10 protein-coding genes and 1 pseudogene are annotated in these 18,441 nt (G+C 68.8%); 1 reads left to right on the top strand and 10 read right to left on the bottom strand.

What is annotated here, in order from left to right:
• Positions 1-566: 566 nt before the first annotated feature.
• Positions 567-743, top strand: a pseudogene (locus AC2XR2_RS19625) (CocE/NonD family hydrolase); the annotation flags it as partial.
• A 113-nt stretch (positions 744-856) separates the two neighbouring features.
• Here AC2XR2_RS19625 and AC2XR2_RS19620 read toward each other — a convergent pair.
• From AC2XR2_RS19620 to uidA, 10 genes are all read right to left on the bottom strand, one after another.
• Positions 857-4,054, bottom strand: a complete 3,198-nt coding sequence (locus AC2XR2_RS19620) for an RICIN domain-containing protein (RefSeq protein ID WP_491515840.1) — start codon at positions 4,052-4,054, stop codon at positions 857-859.
• 85 nt (positions 4,055-4,139) lie between these two features.
• Positions 4,140-5,900 (bottom strand): amylo-alpha-1,6-glucosidase, encoded by a 1,761-nt coding sequence (locus tag AC2XR2_RS19615; RefSeq protein WP_491515839.1) that lies wholly within the window; start codon positions 5,898-5,900, stop codon positions 4,140-4,142.
• Between the two features lie 78 nt (positions 5,901-5,978).
• Positions 5,979-6,803, bottom strand: a complete 825-nt coding sequence (locus AC2XR2_RS19610; RefSeq protein ID WP_491515838.1) for a carbohydrate ABC transporter permease — start codon at positions 6,801-6,803, stop codon at positions 5,979-5,981.
• Entirely contained in the window at positions 6,800-7,783 is a 984-nt protein-coding gene (locus AC2XR2_RS19605; protein WP_491515837.1) for a carbohydrate ABC transporter permease, read from the bottom strand. The genes AC2XR2_RS19610 and AC2XR2_RS19605 overlap by 4 nt, the downstream gene beginning before the upstream one ends.
• Before the next feature lie 25 nt (positions 7,784-7,808).
• Positions 7,809-9,053: a sugar ABC transporter substrate-binding protein gene (locus AC2XR2_RS19600; RefSeq protein WP_491515836.1), complete on the bottom strand. Its 1,245-nt coding sequence runs from the start codon at positions 9,051-9,053 to the stop codon at positions 7,809-7,811.
• A 159-nt stretch (positions 9,054-9,212) separates the two neighbouring features.
• The gene (locus tag AC2XR2_RS19595; RefSeq protein WP_491515835.1) at positions 9,213-10,268 is read right to left on the bottom strand and encodes a LacI family DNA-binding transcriptional regulator; all 1,056 of its coding nucleotides are present in this window, start codon (positions 10,266-10,268) and stop codon (positions 9,213-9,215) included.
• Positions 10,269-11,333: 1,065 nt separating this feature from the next.
• A complete protein-coding gene (locus AC2XR2_RS19590; protein WP_491515834.1) occupies positions 11,334-11,939 on the bottom strand; it encodes a TetR/AcrR family transcriptional regulator in 606 nt (201 codons plus the stop codon).
• Positions 11,940-12,213: 274 nt separating this feature from the next.
• Positions 12,214-14,877 carry a family 78 glycoside hydrolase catalytic domain gene (locus tag AC2XR2_RS19585; protein WP_491515833.1) on the bottom strand — a complete coding sequence of 888 codons (2,664 nt, stop codon included), beginning with the start codon at positions 14,875-14,877 and terminating at the stop codon, positions 12,214-12,216.
• 55 nt (positions 14,878-14,932) lie between these two features.
• A complete protein-coding gene (locus tag AC2XR2_RS19580) occupies positions 14,933-16,285 on the bottom strand; it encodes an MFS transporter (protein ID WP_491515832.1) in 1,353 nt (450 codons plus the stop codon).
• 294 nt (positions 16,286-16,579) lie between these two features.
• A complete protein-coding gene (gene uidA / locus AC2XR2_RS19575; protein WP_491515831.1) occupies positions 16,580-18,409 on the bottom strand; it encodes a beta-glucuronidase in 1,830 nt (609 codons plus the stop codon).
• Positions 18,410-18,441 lie beyond the last annotated feature (32 nt).

The raw sequence follows: 18,441 nt of genomic DNA, 5'->3' as shown, positions 1-18,441 counted from the left end.
GGCCTGGCATGACAGCCCGTGGAGGAAGGGCCTGGTGTGCCACCAGCAGAGTGCAGCTCGCATTTCTCCCGAGCAATAGCCAGGCCACGACTGCAATGCAAGACAGAAAGCGGCAATATGGACCGGCATCGGATTGCGTAGGAAGATCGGCCGGCAGTCCTGGCTCGTCGCTTTCCGAATCGGTCAGGTCAAGATCGGTTCGCCGGCCCTAAACGAGGGCTGTTTTTTACGCGCGGGTCGTGTTCCGCGTCGCGGCGGGATGCCGTCGGCGGCCGAGTGCCGCGAGACCGGCTTAGCCGTCGGAGCCGGAAGCGAGTGGCCTCGGTGGCCGCCCGTGTCCTTAACGCCGACCGCGACGTCTTGGCGGCCCTGTCCATGGTGGTGAGTGCCTGATCGATCGACCTTTGGGCTGTACGACCGCCGGATATATCGCCAGAGGGCTGGGTTCTTCTGCCGGAGTGCGAGGGCAGGCGGTGTGAGCTCCCGACCCTTAACGGGGCGACCTGCTTTGAGGCGCTGCGGCTTATGCCGGTGGTCGGTCTCTCTGTGGCTTTCCCGGATCTCTCATGTCAGGGATGCTCACTGCTTCACGGCGGCAGACTGTGGTTCGTTTTGTCGCGCTCGGGATGCGCGACGGTACGGCGCTGGACGGCGACGTCTACCGCCCGACCGGCCACGGCCCCTTCCCGGCGGTCCTGGTGCGGACCCCGTACACCAAGTCGAGGGACTGGGCCAACCGGGACGCTTACACGCCCGCGCGTGATCGCCCGCACCGCTGGCCGAGTTTTATAGAGGACCACGACCGAATCTGGTCGTGGCCCTCTCGCGTGTTACAGGGAGCGGGGTCCGCTGCTGGTCAGTCCTTGCCGGAGAGCCTCCAGATCTGGTTCTTCTTGGTGGTCAGTGTGCTCCCGGTGTCACAGGTCCACTGGTGGACGAGGGCGCCGGGCGCGGTGGAGATGGTGCTGACGTCGACGCACTTGCCGCTGTGCACGGCGACGAGCTGGTAGTCGTGGCTGTTGCCGAGCGCGGTCACCGGCCGGAGGGTGAACCGCTGGTTGGTGCCGTTGAGGCAGGTCCACTGCTGGACGGCGGCCCCATCCGCGGTGGAAAGGGCACTGACGTCCAGGCACTTGCCGCTGGAGTGGTTGACGACGGTGTAGGTGTCGGACGTGCCGGCGACGGGGTGGAAGTCGAAGATCTGCTCCTGTCCGGTGCCGCAGGTGTTCTGCTGGTACTGGGTGCCGTCGGCGGTGGACTGGGCGGGGTCCTCCAGGCAGAGCCCGCTGTGCTGGGCGACGGCTGTGGAGGAGAAGCCGGCCGCGGCGCCGATGTGCAGGCTCGCCGGCGCGAAGGAGACCTGGTCGAGGTGGGGTGCGGAGCTCGAGCGCATGGGCTGTCCGATGTCGCTGCCGCCCCCGGAGTAGACCACGCCGATGGTGGTGCCGTCCCAGTTGTAGAGCTGTGAGGCGGTGAACTTGACGGTGTTGGCGCCCTTGGTGAGGGTCACGGGGACCGTGTAGTTCTGGAACTGGTTCCAGTGCAGGGTGCTGGCGAAGTTGACCCGGGTGGCGGTGCCGCCGTTGACGCTGACGTCCGCGTGCTCGGCGTACAGGTCGGGGTTGTAGTGGTTGGAGGGCAGTTCCTCGTTGTTGGCGTAGCGCATGGTCATGGCGTAGGTGCCGGCCGAGGGCGCGTTGACGTTGAGGGTCAGGGAGTTGGCGGTTCCGTTGCCGATGCCGGTCACGACACCGCCGTTGGCCTGGCTGTAGGTGTTGTCCACGGCCGCGGTGCCGGTGAGGGTGCCGTTCTCGGCCTGGTAGGTGACGACGTTTCCGGTGGTGACCGGGTCGGTGGCGCTGAACGGGGTGACGGCCAGGTCGTCCAGGGCCAGGGTGCCGCTGGTGCCGGTCACCTTGACCTTGTTGATGCCGCCGTTGAGGTAGACCCGGTTGGTGGAGGTGGACCAGGCTCCGGTCGTCGCGCCGGAGAGGGTCTGGTCGTTGACGGTCCTCCCGTTGACGGTGAGGTCGGCCTGGCCGGTGTTGCGGTAGCGGGCCGTCAGGTCGGCGTATCCGTCCCGTGCGGAGTAGACCCAAAACGTCGCGGACTTGCCGGAGGTGAGGTTCACCGCGCCGGCGCCGGACTGGCCCTGGGAGGTGTAGGTGGCGGTGGCGCTGTCGGAGAGGTTCGCCTGCTCGGCCTCGTAGAGCGTGGTGCCCTGGACGGAGGCGTCCTCGTACTGGAGGTCGATCTTGTCGATGATGGCGTCGCCGACGGTCGTCGCGCCGTTGTCACCGGTGGTGGCCAGGGTGATGGTGTGGCTGCCCGCGGTGAGATGCACGGTGGCGTCGGCGTGCCCCCATATCACCCACTGGAAGGCGGCGGGAATGTCGATCCTGGTCGACGCTCCGCCGTCGACCCGTGCGTAGATGTTGGTCGGGCCCTTGACGTCGGGGTCCTTGGCGTAGCTGTTGCCGAACACCGAGAGGTTGTAGTCGCCGGTGGTGGGGACGGACACCGGGAAGGAGATCACCGTGGTGGAGCTGGTGCGCAGGCCTCCGACGTCCTTGGTGCCGGAGGTGGCGTGCTTGCCGACGTTGCCGGTCGTGCCCTCGGTGTTGATGTTGTAACCGCTGCCGCTGAGCGTGGCGTTCTCGGCCTCGTACGTGGCACGCCAGGTGCTGTCGGAGGCAGTTGAGCTGCCAGTGCCGCCCGGGGAGACGATCACCTGGTACGCGGACATCGCGTCGAGACTGATCGGAACCGTGATCGAACCGTCGGAGCCCACGGCGACGTCCGCGTCGGAGAGCCGGGTCGGGGTGGCCGCCGCGCCGATGTAGCCGCTGTTGCGGTCCTGGAACACGCTGACGTGCACGGTGCTGCCGAAGACCGCCGGGTCGATGTTCTTGATGACCGTGTCGGAGGCACCGCTGGTGCCGCCCCCGGCGAGGATGACGCGGGCCTGCTTCTTGGCCGTGTCCAGACTCGCCACGCCCTGGAGGGTGTACGCGGCGTTGGCTCCGGTGCTGGTGACCTTGACGGTGTTGCCGCCGCGCATGGAGCTGTACCAGTTGTACAGCCACCACTGGGCGTTGGGGGTGTTCTGGGCCGCGGCGGAGTCGCCGAGGTTGCCGTTGATGTTCCAGTACGGCAGGTTGCCGTCGATCTTCTCGTCCTCGATGCCCGCGATCCACTGCACCATCTGGCCGGGGTCGGTGAGGTGGTAGTTGTGGGCGTACTCGTTGAGGTTGATCGGCAGGTGTGAGGAAAGCCCCACCGAGGTCTCGGCCGCACGGTAGTTGTCAACGGTGCTGCGGACGTCCGCCGGGCTGCCCAGGGTGTGCCAGGTCACGACGTCCGGCAGGCAGTTGTTGGCCTTGCAGTAGGTGAGGAAGCCCTTGTAGGCGAACTCCGTGTAGCTGGAGAGGTTGGGGCCGGCGATCCTTGCCTGGGGCCAGAGGTTCTTGATGAAATTGTAGGTCTGGAGCCACTCGGACTCGAAGGCGGCCAGCGGCGACGACTGGGTGCGCATGCCCTGGAACCACATGCCGTCGGGCTCGTTGTAGGGGACGAGGACGATGCGGTCCTTGTAGGGGCTCGCCAGGATCTGGTCGATCTGGGTCTTCATGGCCGCCTGGTAGGCGGCGTAGCTGGTCCTTTCGTAGCTGAACGTGCGGTACACGTCCGTCATGTAGATCATGACGTCCCCGCCGCCGCTGTCGGCGAAGGGCTTGGCGACTTCCAAGGCGTCCGAGCCGGGGTGCTGCTGTCCGTCCTGGGCCTTGGTGTTGGTGGTCTTCAGCCCCATCCCCTCGATGAGGTTGTTCGTCGGCACGTCCTGGCCGTACAGGCCGTACAGCGCCCCGGAGGCTCCGCCGCGAAAGGCCCCGGTGGTGGTGCCCAGGTCGACGGTGAGGGTGGGATTGGCGGCGGAGGCCGGCGTCGCCGTCACGGCGATGACACCGGCGACGAGGGTCAGCGGAAGCAGCGTCGTCGCGACGCCGTGCAAAAGGCGTCTCGCGGCCGAGCGTCTTTGCCCGATTGCTGGCATGTGCTTACGTCCCTTCAGGGATGCGGCTGGTTATTGCTGTGCCGGCCCCCGTGCCGGACGTGTGGGTGGGTTTCTCGCTCGCGGGTCAGGCGACGGTGGTGGCCGCCCCGGCGTCCGCGTGGCGGTGGTGGTGGTCGCGGGCCAGCAGCAGGTAGCTGCTGGCGGTCCAGGTGTAGGCGCGGTCGCGGAGCCCCTGGCCGGTCAGGGCGTCAAAGTTCTCCGCGAAGCCGGACGTTTCGCACAGGGCGCGGAAGCGGGCGCTGATCTCGTTCGCGAGGTGTTCGTGTCCGGCGCGGCGCAGGCCGTCTTCGATGAGGAGGGTGGCGGGGGCCCAGATCGGGCCGCGCCAGTACCCGTCGGGTTCGTAGTGCGGGGAGGCGGGGTGTTCGGTTGCCAGGCCGAACGCGGTGAGGTGGGCTTCGATCTGTGCGGCCAGTCGGTCGCTGACCTGGGGCGGCAGGCGGTCGCCGAGCACGATGGGCATCAGGTCGAGCAGGCTGGAGCTTGGGGCGGGGGTGCCGTCGTGGGCCGGCCGGCTCAGGAACCGTTCGCCGTCCCACAGCTCGTCCAGCAAGGCGACCTGGAGGGCGTCGGCTGTCCGGGTGCGGTGCTGGGCATCTTCCAGGAAGCCCAGTTCGGTGGCGAGCCGGGCCAGTTCGTCCAGCTGGAGTATCAGCAACGCGGTGAGGTCGGCGGTGACCCTCACGCGTTCGGGGTCGAAGGTGGTGGCGTTGTCCCAGCCGCTGTCGTTTCCGTGCTGGTAGTGGGGCAGGGTGGCTCCGGGTGCGCGCCGTGCGACGAGCCAGAAGTCCGTCCAGCGCGCCAGTCGCTCGTAGGCCTCGGCGAGTTGGGTTCGACTGAGAGGCTCGGAAAGCCGGGCGCGCAGGTGATGGAGGGCCCATCCGTGGATGGGCGGTTTGACGAAGTTGTAGAGGACCTCGGAGTGGGTGACAGAGTCGGGCAGGGCGCCGCCGGCGTCCTGGTGGTCGAAAGGCAGTGAGAACTGGTCCCAGGCCAGGGCCGGGGTTCCGGGGGCCAGGGCGAGGGCGTTGAAGCAGTGGTCCCAGCTCCAGACCTTGTCCATCCAGTGCTTGGACATCAGCACCGCGGGCCGGGTGACCATGCCCGCCGGGCGTGCCGTCGCGGACCACAGGACGTAGGCGGCGAGTTCGGCCGCGGGGGTGTCCTGCGAGCGCCATGGGGCGATTGCGTCGGCGAACTCGGCGAACGATCGCCGCGCGGCCTGTGTGACCTCGCTGAACGCCGCCGAGGAGCAGTAGGGCTGTCGCGCACTGTCGAGTTCCTCGATGGCGACCTGCCACGATCCGTCGGCCGCAGCGGTGACCGTGAGGCCGCGGTCCCCAGCGCCCAGGGCCTGGGAACCGGACACCTCGGCGACCGTGCCGGACAGCACGGTGATCCGGTAGCGGCGCCCGGTCTCGTAGGAGGTGAACGTGTGGGCACCGTCCACCGGGTCGCGGTAGAAGTAGGTTCCGCTGAAGGGGGTGAGGGCCTTCGCCGCCGCGGTGATACGCAGCCCCAGCCTGTCGCCCCGCAGGAGGACGGTGTCCGGCGACTCATATGCCAGGTCGATGCGGCCGTCCGTACCGGTCCAGCTGAGCAGGCCCGGGGTCGCCTCCACGCGGGTCTCTGTCCGTTCGCACGTCGCCGCGTCCAGAGGGACGAGGCGCAGGACGGCGTGCATGCCGTTCTGGTGCGAGACGAGGTGGAGGTCCTCGGCGTACGTCTTCTCCGCGACCACGGGCGAGATGCCGAACCAGGATCCGTGGGTGCTGAACGGGATGTCGTGGATGGAGAAGGCCGGGCCGTGCGGGGCGGCGGTCATGATGGCGTGACTCGTTTCTAGGGCAGGGGGCAGCCAAGTTGACCGGCAACCGACCGGTCGATGTGGCGGGTTGGGGGCTCAGTCCTTGACGGCGCCGGCGGTCACGCCGGCGGCGACGTAGCGCTGGGCGAGGACGAGGATGACGGCGGCCGGCAGGGAGGCGACGACGGCGGTGGCCATGATGGCGTTCCACTGCTGGTTGTTGTTGCCGATGTAGTGGTAGACGCCGAGGGTGATCGGCTCGTGAGCGCCGCCGTTGACGAGGGTGCTGGCGAAGACGAAGTCGGACCAGGACCACAGGAAAGCGAACAGGGACACCGTCACGACGGCGTTGCGGCTGATCGGCAGCACGATGGACCAGAAGGTGCGCCAGGTCCTGGCTCCGTCCATCTGGGCGGCCTGGAGCAGTTCCCCGGGGATGCCGGACATGAACGCGGTGAAGATCAGGACCGCGAACGGCACGGCCAGGGTGGAGTCGGCGACGATCAGTCCGGGCACGGACTGGAGCAGGCCGAGCTGGAGGTAGATGGCGTAGAAACCCATCGCCATGATGATGCCGGGGATCATCTGGGCGGCCAGCAGGACGAAGTTCATGATGCCCGCGCCGCGGGGGCGCAGTTTGGCCAGGGCGTAGCCGGCGGGGGCGGAGAGGGCGACGGTCAGGGCGACGGTGCCCAGGCCGATGATGAGGCTGGTGCCGAGGTAGGGCAGTTGCTCGTCGAGGACGGCGCGGTAGCCGGCCAGGGTGCCGTGCAGGGGCAGCAGGTCGGGCGGGCTCTTGCGCATGTCCTGGTCGCGGGTGAAGGAGACGTTGACCATCCAGTAGACCGGGAAGAGCATGGCCCCGGTCAGCAGGACCCCGATCGTGGTCTTCAGCCGCGTACGCCCGCGGATTCCGGTCATGACAGCGCCTGCTTTCTCTGCACCCGGACGTAGACCAGGCCGAAGACCAGCGCGGCGACCACGAGCAGGTTGCCGACGGCCGCGCCCGGGCCGAAGGCGGGCAGCAGGTTGCCGAAGCCGAGCTGGTAGGACCAGGTGGCGAAGGTGGTGGAGGAGTCCGCCGGGCCGCCCTTGGTCATGATCCAGATGATGTCGAAGACCTTGAGTGTGTAGACGAGGCCCAGCAGCAGGGTGATCGCGGAGACCGGGCGCAGCAGCGGGAAGGTGATGCGCCAGAAGCGCTGCCAGGTGTTGGCCCCGTCGAGGGCGGCGGCCTCGTACAGGCTCGTGGGGATGGACTGCAGGCCGCTGTAGAGCACGACCAGGTTGAAGGGCACGCCGATCCAGATGTTCGCGATGATCACCGAGGTCAGTGACCAGGACGGCGAGGTGAGCCAGTTCACCGGCCCGATACCGACGGCGTGCAGGGCCGCGTTGACGACGCCGGAGTCGCTGTTGAGCATCCACGACCAGGTGGAGGCGGACACGATCAGCGGCAGCAGCCAGGGAACGAGGAACAGGGCGCGCAGGGTGGCGGAGAGCCGGAAGTGCTGGTTGAAGAAGACGGCGAGGGCGAGCCCGATGGCGTACTGGAAGAGCAGGCACACGGCGGTGAAGACGGCGGTGTGCAGCAGGGCCGGGGTGAAGGTCGGGTCGGCGAAGACCTTGCGGTAGTTCGCCAGGCCGGTGAACGGGGCGTCGCCTTGGACGAAGGAACGCACCGTGTAGTCACGGAGGCTCAAGTCCAGGTTGCGGTAGAGGGGATAGGCGTAGAAGACGGCGAGGTAGAGCGTGACCGGGGCGAGGAATCCCCAGGCTGCCCACTGCGGGGATGTAGGCCGGCGCCGTCTGCGGCTGCCGCGCCGGGCCGGGGCGGCCTGGGCCGCCCCGCTCCGGGCGTGCGCGGATCGGAGGTCCGGCAGCTGTGTCGAGTGCGTCATCTGTACGATCCGGACAATCCTGGGGTCACTTGACGGCGGACTGGGCCGCCGACAGCGCGTCCTCGGCCGAACTCGAGCCGCTGAGGGCCGACTGCACGGCCTTCCACATCTGCTCGGAGATCTTGGGGTACTTGGTGCCGAGGTCGTCGCTGGTGCGACCCTTGGCCGCCTTGACCGCCTCGACCCACGGCTTCAGGTCGGGGTCCGCGGCCACCTGCTTGTCCTGGACCTCACCTGTGGGGGCCACGTAGGACAGCGTCGTGTCGGTCTCGAGCAGGTTCGCGCTGTTGGAAAGGCAGGCGACCAGCTTCTCCGAGGTTGCGTAGCGGCCGGTGTCCTTCTGCACCGGGATCGTGACGAACTCGCCGCCGGTCGGGGCCGCGGCACTGCCGCCGGTCGCGGCCGGGACGGGAATCACCCCGAAGTCCATGCCGGCCTTCTTGGCCCCCGCCAGCTGCCAGGTGCCGTTCTCCGCGAAGGCGTAGTCACCGCCGGCGAACTCCTGCCAGCTGGTGGTCTGGGTGTTGTTGAGGACCGAGTTCGGGGCGTAGCCGTTCTTCAGCCAGTCCTTCCACAGCGACAGCGCTGACACCGCCTGCGCGGAGTCCAGTTGGGTCAGCTTCGCGCCCGACCCCCAGAACCACGGCAGGAACTGGAAGCTGCCCTCCTCCGTGCCGATCGCGGAGAACGTGATGCCCTTCTTGCCCGCTTTCTTGATCTTCGCGAGCGCCGCTGTCAGCGACGTCCAGTCCTTGACGGAGGCGATGTCCACACCGGCCGCCTTCAGGACCTTCTTGTTGTAGTAAAGGGCGAGGGTGTTGGCGCCGATGGGTGTGCCGTAGGTCTTGCCGCCCGACTGTCCCGCCGCGAGCAGGTTGGGGTCGACCTTGGAGGTGTCGAGCTTGGTGTCGGCGGTGGTGGTGAGCACCCCCGCCTCGGCCAGGGTCGACACCACCGGGTTGTCGACGATCAGGACGTCGGCGGAGTTGCCCTGCTGCGCTGCCAGCAGCGCCTTGTTGCCGAGGTCGCTGGTGTCGAAGGCGGTCCGCTTGATCTTCACGCCGGCCTTGGTGCCACATCCGTCCAGCAGCTTCGCCCAGGCCGAGGTCTTGTCGAACTGCGGGTACGGGTCCCAGATGGTGTACGTGCCGCCGGCGCCCTTCGTGGAGGTGTCGCCTGTTCCGGAGGAACAGGCGGTGGCGCCGGCGGTGACGGCGACGACGGTCAGGACCGCGGCGGTCATACGACGCCGTCTGGCAGAGCTGTTCATTGGGTTTCCTCAAGGTTTTCGGCACGGGTGTGCCATCGGATCGGCACAGGTGTGCCCTGGGAGGGGTGATCGGCGGGGAAGCTGATGGGATCGGGGGGTGAGCAGCGCGGCCGAGCCGAGCGGGCGCGGTGATCGAAGGATGACTGTTCGGGGTGGCGGTCAGGGGTGCGTGGGGGCACCGAGGTCCGGAGCTGGGTCGCTGGGCCCGGTGGCTGCGGGCGCGGTGCTCGCTCGTAGTGAGATCGGTGGCGCGAGCAGATGGCTGCGGGCCGCTGCGTCGGGGTGGTCGATCCGCTCCACGAGCAGCTCGACAGCGAGGCGGCCCATCTCTTCCGCGGGTACGTCCGCCGCGGTGAGCTGCGGGGTCACCGTCTGCGCCCACCTGCTGGCCACCACGCCGGTGACGGAGAAGTCGCGGGGCACATGGCGGCCCGCCTGGGCGAGCCCCCGGTAAAGGCCGCCCAGGGCGGCCTCGTTCAGGGTGACCAGAGCCGTGGTGGCCGGCTCGTCGCGCAGGATCTGTTCCAGGCAGGACTGGCCCGACGCGGCGTCGTCCCCGCAGCAGTACGTCCGTGTCGTCAGCCCGCGCTCGGCCGCGGCCTTGGTGAAGCCGTCCAGGCCGCGGTGCGCGGACTCGTAGCCGGCCCGCAGGAGTTGCCCGGGCCGGTTGACGAAGGCGACCTGGCTGTGGCCCAGGTCCGCCAGGTGGTGCACGCAGGCCGCCGCCAGGGCCGTATGGTCCAAGCCCACCCACCACCCATCCTGCGGGTTCGCGGTGCGCCCGATCGCAACGGAGGGGAAATCCAGCTCGGCGAGATGGTCGAGCCGGTCGTCCCGCAGTCTGATCTCCATCAGGATCGCGCCGTCGACCCGCCGCTCGCCCAGCAGCCGCTGGAACGAGCGGTCGCTGTCCGCACCGCTCGGGGAGAGCAGCACGTCGTAGTCATAGGCCGCGGCGGCCTCGGTGACGCTGCCGATGAAATCCAGCTGCATCCCCGTGTAATGGTTCCCGGCCGGCGGGAAGACCAGGCCGATGGTGCTGGTCCGGCCGTTGGCCAGCGCCCGCGCACTCGCGTTGGGCCGGTAGCCCAGTTCATCGATGACCCGCTGGATCCTCTGACGAGTGTCCTCGGACACGGGGCGCTTCCCGCTCAGCGCGTACGACACGGTGCTCCGCGAAACACCGGCCCTCTCTGCGATCTCACCGATGTTCACGGGAACTCCTTCCTGAGTGAAGTCGAACCGGTTCGACGACGTCAAAAAAGAAGATTGGCTGGATGCCAATCATCGAACCGGTTCGCGTGAAGTGAAGGTAGGAGGGGGCCGGACGGGTGTCAATGCCCCATGTCGAACTTTCCGTAACGGCTAGGAAACCTTGCACGCAAGGGTGCAAGACGCGTTCTGCCCAGGTGGCGTTCTTCTCAGCGGCAGACCAGGCGTCGAATTCGGCGGAGAGACACCCTGTTCCCAGCCGGGCGTAAACCATCCGTAACCGAGCAGCGTTCGTCAAGTCTCTTGAAGGCCAGGTTTCTCGGTGCTAGCTTCCATCGAACCGATTCGATGACCGTCGAGGGGCCATGACCACCATCGCGGCGACCACACATGCCCCTGGCGCAGTGCACCGTCCTGGACCACGTGAGGGTCCTTCCCCATGCCACGCAACCTCATCAAGCAAGGCCCAGAAAGCCTGTTGCGCTTCATGCCGCTGGTGTGAGACGACCACGTGTCGAGCACACCCGCCTGCCCTCCATCACTGTGGCGGCTCGATGACGTTCTGGTTCGCAGTGCGGCGCGCACGGTGGCGCCTACATCGGGGCCGCCAACAGTAAGTCGTCACCGTCATCGGCGATTCCGCGGCACGGCGGCCTCACCCTGGCTGACCCGCAGCAGCTGATCCGGCGAGGCGCGCAGACACCCACCCGACTGGTCCTCCTGCCACCATGGATCGACCTGTCGCTGAGCGACCCGGCCGGCGCCACTGTTCACGATCCATTCCTCGGAATCCCGGGCCTGAGGGCCGGTGGCCGACTCTGGGCAGTCAAGCACGAGCTTTCCCACCCCCTGGCAAGCCCTTTGTTCGGATCACTCGCCAGACTGCCGCCGCCGACGGCCGTGTACGCCGGACCCGGGACGTCGTTCCGCCGGAACCCGTCGGATTGATTGCGCAGGAAGATCAGCCGACGGTTCTGGCTCGTGTTCCGCGTCGCGCAGCGGTCGCAGGCGGGGACTTGAAGCATCTGCCGGGCAGGAACGACGCGTTCCGCTGGGGTCTCGGCAAGATCAGCGGGCTTCGTCCCGCTCGAACAGGAGCCGTACGAAGTCGTTGACCGGTCCCACGATGTCGAGGTTCTGGTCGAGCACCCACTGCAACTGCAGCCCGTTGAGCACGGCCTGGAAAAGTATCGCGGCACTCTCAGGGGTGACGTCCTCGCGGAGTCTGCCGCGGGCCGCCTCGTCCGGGAATCCGTCGGCGAACTGGGCGCGGCTGCGTTCGTAGCGCTCGACGAAGTACGTGTGCGCGGGATGGTCCGGCCGGGAAGCCGCCGCCGCGAGCTCGATCCAGAGGCGCATCAACTCGGGGGCCTTCTGGTGGTGGCGGATGAGCTCGGCGAGATAGGGGCCGAGCCGGTCGGGGGTGTCGACCTCGTCGACACCTTGCCGCCACTCCTCGGAGTCGCGGTCGGCCAGTACCTCGGTGAGAAGTTCGTCCTTGTTGCGGAAGTGGTGCAGGAGTCCGGCGTGGGTGATGCCGGCCCGTTCCGCGATGTCGCGCAGGGAGGCTTTGGCGTAGCCGTGCTCGGCGAAGCTGTCGCGCGCCGCCCGCACGATCTCCGCCCTGCGTGCCGGTGTCTTGGCGTACGGTCCCCGCGCCTTTGCCTGACCCACGGTTCGCTCACCCTCCTCGTCGGAACTGGTCCGGACAGGTCGCGCGTAACGGCTCCGCACAAAACCTACCATATGGTTGAAATTTGTTGGCGAAGGGCGGCGACCTGGTGTCCAGGGCATCATGGCACCGCGTCTCGACAAGGCCGACCGTCGCACTCGATCCCACGGCGGGCGAGTTCGGCTCGCGTGCGGAGGGCGCGGTGATCCCCCTTCCCGCCGATGTGAGCTGCGGCAGCTCCGGATCCGTCTCCCGCAGCAAGCCGCCGGTGTCATCTCAACTCCCGTACCCCAAAAGACGAGTGGTGGTGTAGGTGCCGGTCGCAAGAGACTCCCGGATGCCGCCGTCGGGGAACACGACACGTGCCGTGGTGGCCGGCGGCACCTCTACCGTGAGGGTGAGCTCGTTGCCGGTCCTTCGCCACTCGACCGCGATGGTGCCCTGAGGGGACTCATGGGTGCCCCGGACCCAGGTCAGTGAGGGATGGGGGACGGGCGTGACCTCGAAGGACTCCCAGGCGCTCGATCCCGGTGCCTGCCGCAGCCCCAGCGTGTGGGTGTGCAGGAAGCGGATCACGGCGCCCTTGCTGTAGTGGTTGAGGGAGTCGTGGGCGGTGCCGTGGTCGTCGACGCCCTCCCAGTCCTCCCAGATGGTGGTCGCGCCGCGGTCGAGCATGTACAGCCACGAAGGCGCGGTGCGCTGGAAGAGCAGTTCGTAGGCGATGTCGGCGTGGCCGGTGTCGGCCAGGACGGGGAGCAGGTCTCCGGTGGAGAGGAAGCCGGTGGCGAGGTGGGTGCCGGCGGCCCGGATCAGCTCGACGAGGCGTGCGGCGGCGGCCTCGCGCAGTTCCCCCGGGACGAGTCCGAACGCCAGGGCGCGTACGTAGCCGGCCTGGGTGTCGCCGGTAGTGCGGCCGTCGGGGGTGAGGAATTCGGTGCGCCAGGCGTCGCGGACACGCTCGGCGGTTTGGGCGTAGCGGGCTGCGGCCTCTGTGTGGCCGAGCACTCCTGCGATGCGGGCGAGGGTGGACGTCGAGCGGTACAGGAACGCCGTGCCGACCTCGCCCTTGTCGGCCATGAACCAGGCGACGGGGTCGGCCTGGACCGGGTCGATGCGGGTGCCGTCGGCGGCCTTCGCCTTCGGCTCCGTCCACTCGCCCCAGTGGAAGGAGCCGTCCCAGATGTACTGCTCGTGCGGCAGTGGCTCCGCCGAGCGCTCGATACGGGAGTGGTGGCGGGCGGTGCGGGCGGTCTGCAGCGCCCACTCGACCCAGCGGACCATCGCCTCCCAGTTCTCGGCGAGGACCGCCTCGTCGCCGTAGGACTCGTACAGCTCCCAGGGGACGGCGACGATCGCGTCGCCCCAGCCGGCCGAGCCGGTCATCATGGCGAACTGGTCGTCGAGGTGGTGCTTGATACGGCGGCCGTCGGGCGAGAAGTTGGCGATCCGGCCGTCGGGCAACTGGTCGTCGCGGACGGAGCGCAGCCATTTGCGGCTGAAGCCGAGGACGTCGTACAGACGTGTGGCGGTCGGGGCGAAGACCTGGAAGTCGCCGGTCCAGGCGAGGCGTTCGCGGGTCGGGCAGTCGGTGGGCACGTCGACGGCGTTGCCGCGGAAGCTCCAGTCGGCGATCTCGTGCAGGCGGTTGAGGTCGTCGTCGCTGCACGCGAAGGTGCCGGTGCGGCGCAGGTCGGTGTGGACGACGCGCATGGTGACGCTCGCCGGGTCGAGCGGGGAGCCGTCGCGGCGGATGCGTGCGTACCGGAAGCCGTGCACGGTGTGACGCGGCTCGAACGTCTCACCGTCGCCCGCGGAGATCACCTCGTCTCGCTGGACGAAGGGGATCGGGGCCTGCCCGGGGCGGGTGGCGTCCAGGTGGCCGGTCGTCAGGTTCCGGTCGGGGCCGATGTGTTCGCCGTAGTCGATGACGGTACGGGTCCCGGCCGGGCCGAGGTCGCTCAGGTCGATCCAGCCGGAGGCGTTCTGGCCGAAGTCGGCGATCCAGATCCCGTCCTCGATCTGCTCGACCGACCGGGCGGGGCGCGACTCGACGACCCGCACCGGGGGTGCCGGCGACCAGCCGATCGCGGGTGCCTCCACCCGGTCGACGAGGACCGGCTGTTCGTCGCCCGGTCCAGCGCGGAAGTCGGTGGTCTGTCCGTCCATGAGGTCGGCCCTGGTGACGGCCGAGGTCGCGGACCTCCAGGTCTCGTCGGTACATACGACCTGGTGAGATCCGTCCTCGTAGGCGATGTGCAGTTCGGCCCGCGCGCCGAGCACCGTGCCCCATCCGGTCGGTTGCCGGAAGGCGCCCACCTGTCCGCGGTACCAGCCGTCGGAGAGAACGATCTCGATCCGGTTGCCGGCCGGGCGGACGGCGTCGGTCACGTCCGACGCCTGCGCATACAGCGTGCGGTCGTACGACGTCGATCCCGGCGACAGATGGGCGGTGCCGGCCCGCTCGCCGTTCACATACGCCTCGTACAGACCGAGCGCCGTCGCGTACAGTCGCGCCGAACGCACCCCGGCCCGTGCTGCGAACCGCGCCGAGAGCACGTACGCCGGGCGCCTGCCGTATCCGGGATCACCAGGTTCGTTCGGCGAGATCCAGCGCGCCTGCCAGTCCTCGTCGAGGAATCCGACCTCGAAGGCGTGCCACGGCGACCACGGCGACGGACCCTCGGCATCGAGGGCGCGGACCCGCCAGGCCACCTGCAGGCCGCTGGTCAGCGGCGGCCAGGGCCAGGGGACGAACCGGTGGTGGCTGTCGGCGGTCGTCACTGCGGGTCGCTTCTCGCCGTCGACGGCGCATTCCAGCTCGTAGGACACCGGGCCTGACGTCTGCGCCGGTGGCTTCCACGACAGACGCGGGGTGGGCCCCGACACGGGGAACTGGTCACCGCCGCTGTCGATACCCAGGTCGTACGGTGCGCTGTGCATGCTCTGCCTTCTGGAGGAGGGACGGGGTGCTTGTGGCGACCGCTTGCCGGCGCCGCTACCGGACCGACGTGACCTTGAACTTCACGATGAGACCGCCGCCCAGCGCGAGGACCGCGCCGATCAGGTACAGCTGCGTGTAGTTCTTCTCTCCGCCGGTGGCTCCGATGGTGATGATGAGCGGGGCGATCAGCGGGGCGAGGGCGCTGGGGATCTTCTGGGCGAAGGCGACGACCGCGAGATAGCGGCCGGCCTGGGCCCGGTCGGGCAGGACGGCGAACACGATCGCCTGGTCGACGGCGCTGAACACCGCGATGGCGAGCTGCATCACGACGGCACCGACGATGAGCTGGGGCAACGAGCGCGCGAACGCCTCCGTGACCGCCCCGGCGACGAAAAGCGCGGAGCCGATCAGGGTGAACAGCTTGCGCCGGCCGAGCTTGTCGGACAGGAAGCCGCCTCCGATGGCGCCGCCCGTGGCCGCGACCACTCCGATCACGCCGATCGCCGCCACGATGCCGGCGACCTCCTTGACCGGCACGTCGAGCCGCTGGGCGTAGAAGAAGGTGCCGAAGGTGGTGTTGAAGTACAGGCCCATGAAGAAGACGAAGCGGCCGAGCCAGTTCCAGCCGAAGTCGGGGTACCTGCGCGGATTGAACCCGTAGCTCGTCACCAGGTCCCTGAGCGTCACGCCGCTGGTGTGCACGAGGTCACGGGAGTCGCCCTCGGGCTTGAAGAACGGGAAGAGGACCACCAGGGCCGCGCCCAGGAGACCGGGGACGACGAAGACCAGGAGGGTGCTGGAGGACACCGCGTAGGCGATACCGATGCCGAGCACCGGAGCGATCTGCGTCATGACGCCGGTGAGGGCCGAGATGCGGCCCCGCTGCTCTTCGGGGACCCGGTCCGCCTGGACGTTCTGGATGGCTTGCCCGGTCGTGGACCAGCCGGTCATGCCGACGACCCACGCCAGGCCCACCGTGAGAACGGTCGGCGCGAGCGCCACCCCGACGAGCGCGACCGTGCCGAGCATCGCACCGGCGATCATGAAGGGGGTCCGGCGGCCGAGGCGGGAGCGGGTCCGGTCGCTCCACACACCGATCACGGGACTGAGGAGCAGGTAGACGAACTGAGCGGACCCGGTGAGGTAGCCGAGCTGTTCCTCGTGCCCGGGGGCGAGATCGGAGATCCGCAGCGCCAGCGAGTACGACAGCGGGACCATCAGGGCCAGCGAGCCGCCGAAGCTGGCGAGCATCAGCCAGGTGAGGTAGGCCCTGCCGACCTTCTGCAGCGGAGGGGCCTCCACCTCCGGCGCGGGGGCCGGGGGATCGGCCGGGTGTCCGTCTCCGTCCGGTGCCGACACCGTCGGAGAGGGTACTGCCACACCGATGTCCCGATCGTCGTGAGGCATGAGGACTCCTTTGTCACACGCTTGCAAGAGGGGCGGCCGTCGCCGCCAGGGCGCAGGAGAAGGGCCGCTGGCCGGACAGGGCACGCAAAGGTGGGGAGCAACCACCGACCTGCGCTTCGTCGATCGGTGGGGACCACGGACCTCGTGCCACCCCGCTCCGGTCCGTGATCGGCTCGACCGGTGGTGCGCGTCTACGGCGGCTCGGCTGCGCGCCTCGCGGGGTGGTGGAGGACGGGGTGTGGGTTCAGCCCTTCGCGAGTGCCGGGCCGTGAGGGCGTGGCCGTGTTGCGGGGGTCAGCCGGTGGCGGTCCCGCTGCCGGGCTTGCGCCCGGCCAGGCCGTGCCAGCGGCGGCGCAGGGCGAACGCGGCCGTCTTCGGCCGACGGTCGCGGGTGAAGACCCCCTTCTTGTTGCCGTCGACGCGGTGGATGCCGGGGGCGGTCTGGAAGTCGGCGAAGTTCCACACATGCTCGCCGACGAACTCGGGGATCCGGTCGAAGACACGGTGGTACATGGCGAGGTAGTCGCTCTGGTACTCCTCGCTCCACGGCGTGTCCCACACGGAATGCAGGCCGGGTTGGGTGTCGGCGCCGTACTCGGACATCATCACCGGCTTGCCGAAGCGCTGGACCCAGCCGCGCAGATCCTGTTCGAGGATCCGTTCGGCGGTGGCGAGGTCGCCGGTGAAGACGTACCAGCCGTAGTAGCGGTTGATGCTCAGTACGTCGAACAGGTCGCCGACCAGGTCGTTCTGCGGCGTCGCGAACATGACCGCGGAGTAGGTCAGCGGGCGGGTCGGGTCGAGCTTGCGGGCCAGCTCGACCAGCGGCTCGAAGTACTCGCGGGCGCCCTCCTCGTTGGAGGCCGGCTCGTTGGCGAGGGACCACATCACCACGCTCGGGTGGTTCTTGTCCCGTTCGATCAGCTCCCGCAGGTGCTCCGCGTGGACGTCGCGGGTGACCCCGCCGAAGTTCTCCGGAGCGAAGGTCGGAGTCGGCGCCTGTCCGGTGAGGCCGCCCATGACGCCCAGGTTGAGGCCGACGGCGGCGGTCTCGTCGATGACGACGATGCCGTGCCGGTCGGCGTAGTCGAGGACTTCCTCGGCGTACGGATAGTGGGAGGTGCGGAAGGAGTTGGCGCCCGTCCATTCGAGGAGCTGGAAGTCGTGGACGAGGTAGGCGTCGTCGTGGCCCTTGCCGCGCACCGGGGTGTCCTCGTGCTTGCCGAAGCCGGTGAAGTAGAACGGCTCCCCGTTGATGAGGAACTGGGGCCCCCGCACCTCGACGGTGCGGACGCCGAAGGGCTGGGTGTAGCTGTCGACCACGTCCTCCGCGCCGGTCTTGTCCTCGGCGACCAGCTCCACCACGAGCTCGTACAGGTAGGCCGCACCGGGCTGCCAGAGGGTGACGTCCTCTACGCGAAGGGAGCCTTCGGGTCCGTGTGCCTGTGCCACGGTCCGGCCTGTCTCGTCGAGCGCGCGCACCCGGACGGCGGTCGCGTCGATGGTCTCCCCGGCGATCTCGACGCGGTAGTCGACGATGCCGTCCGCGCCGTCCCGCGCGGTGACGATGGTGACGTCTTCGACGTAGGTCGGTGGTGTGCTGCACAGGCGGACCGGGCGCGCGATGCCCGCATAGTTGTAGAAGTCGTGCAGGTAGGACTGGCGTTGGCGGCCGTCGGGCCCGGTGGTGAGCGTGCCCGGTGGAATCGTCTCGTTGGTCAGCCGGTTGTCGACGCCGACCGTCAGCCGGAACTCGGCGCCGGGCCGGACGAGTCCGGTCAGGTCTGCCTCGAAGGGTGTGTAGCCGCCCGTGTGTTCCGCCACGAGCTGGTCATCGACGTAGACCTGGGCGGCGTGGGTGACGGAGCCGAAGCGCAGGACCACCCGCTGCTCCGCCCAGCCGCGCGGTACCCGTACATCACGCTGGTACCAGACGACTCCTACGTGGTCGCGGATCTCCGCGTCCGTGAACAGGTCGTTGTAGCTGGCGGGAACGGGGGCTTCGAGAGGCGAAGTGAGGCGTGACCTCCACGGGGCGGAGCCGGCGCGGGTGTCGAGGGCGAACCGCCACAGGCCGTCGAGGCTGACGATGTCGCGGGTGGGGCTGGTGCGGGGCGAGAGCATGGGGTTCCTCTGCGTCGGTGCGGGGCAGCGGT

Source organism: Streptomyces sp. LS-MS-L19 (assembly GCF_058382285.1).
Note: the sequence above shows the minus strand (reverse complement) of the source record. Positions and strands in the feature narration are given on the sequence as shown.

What these genes read in the sequence shown, in the direction of transcription:
- AC2XR2_RS19605 (WP_491515837.1), bottom strand. Translation starts at nt 7,783, where the DNA reads ATGACGCACTCGACACAGCTGCCGGACCTCCGATCCGCGCACGCCCGG.
- AC2XR2_RS19620 (WP_491515840.1), bottom strand. Translation starts at nt 4,054, where the DNA reads ATGCCAGCAATCGGGCAAAGACGCTCGGCCGCGAGACGCCTTTTGCAC.
- AC2XR2_RS19610 (WP_491515838.1), bottom strand. Translation starts at nt 6,803, where the DNA reads ATGACCGGAATCCGCGGGCGTACGCGGCTGAAGACCACGATCGGGGTC.
- AC2XR2_RS19580 (WP_491515832.1), bottom strand. Translation starts at nt 16,285, where the DNA reads ATGCCTCACGACGATCGGGACATCGGTGTGGCAGTACCCTCTCCGACG.
- uidA (WP_491515831.1), bottom strand. Translation starts at nt 18,409, where the DNA reads ATGCTCTCGCCCCGCACCAGCCCCACCCGCGACATCGTCAGCCTCGAC.
- AC2XR2_RS19615 (WP_491515839.1), bottom strand. Translation starts at nt 5,900, where the DNA reads ATGACCGCCGCCCCGCACGGCCCGGCCTTCTCCATCCACGACATCCCG.
- AC2XR2_RS19585 (WP_491515833.1), bottom strand. Translation starts at nt 14,877, where the DNA reads ATGCACAGCGCACCGTACGACCTGGGTATCGACAGCGGCGGTGACCAG.
- AC2XR2_RS19600 (WP_491515836.1), bottom strand. Translation starts at nt 9,053, where the DNA reads ATGAACAGCTCTGCCAGACGGCGTCGTATGACCGCCGCGGTCCTGACC.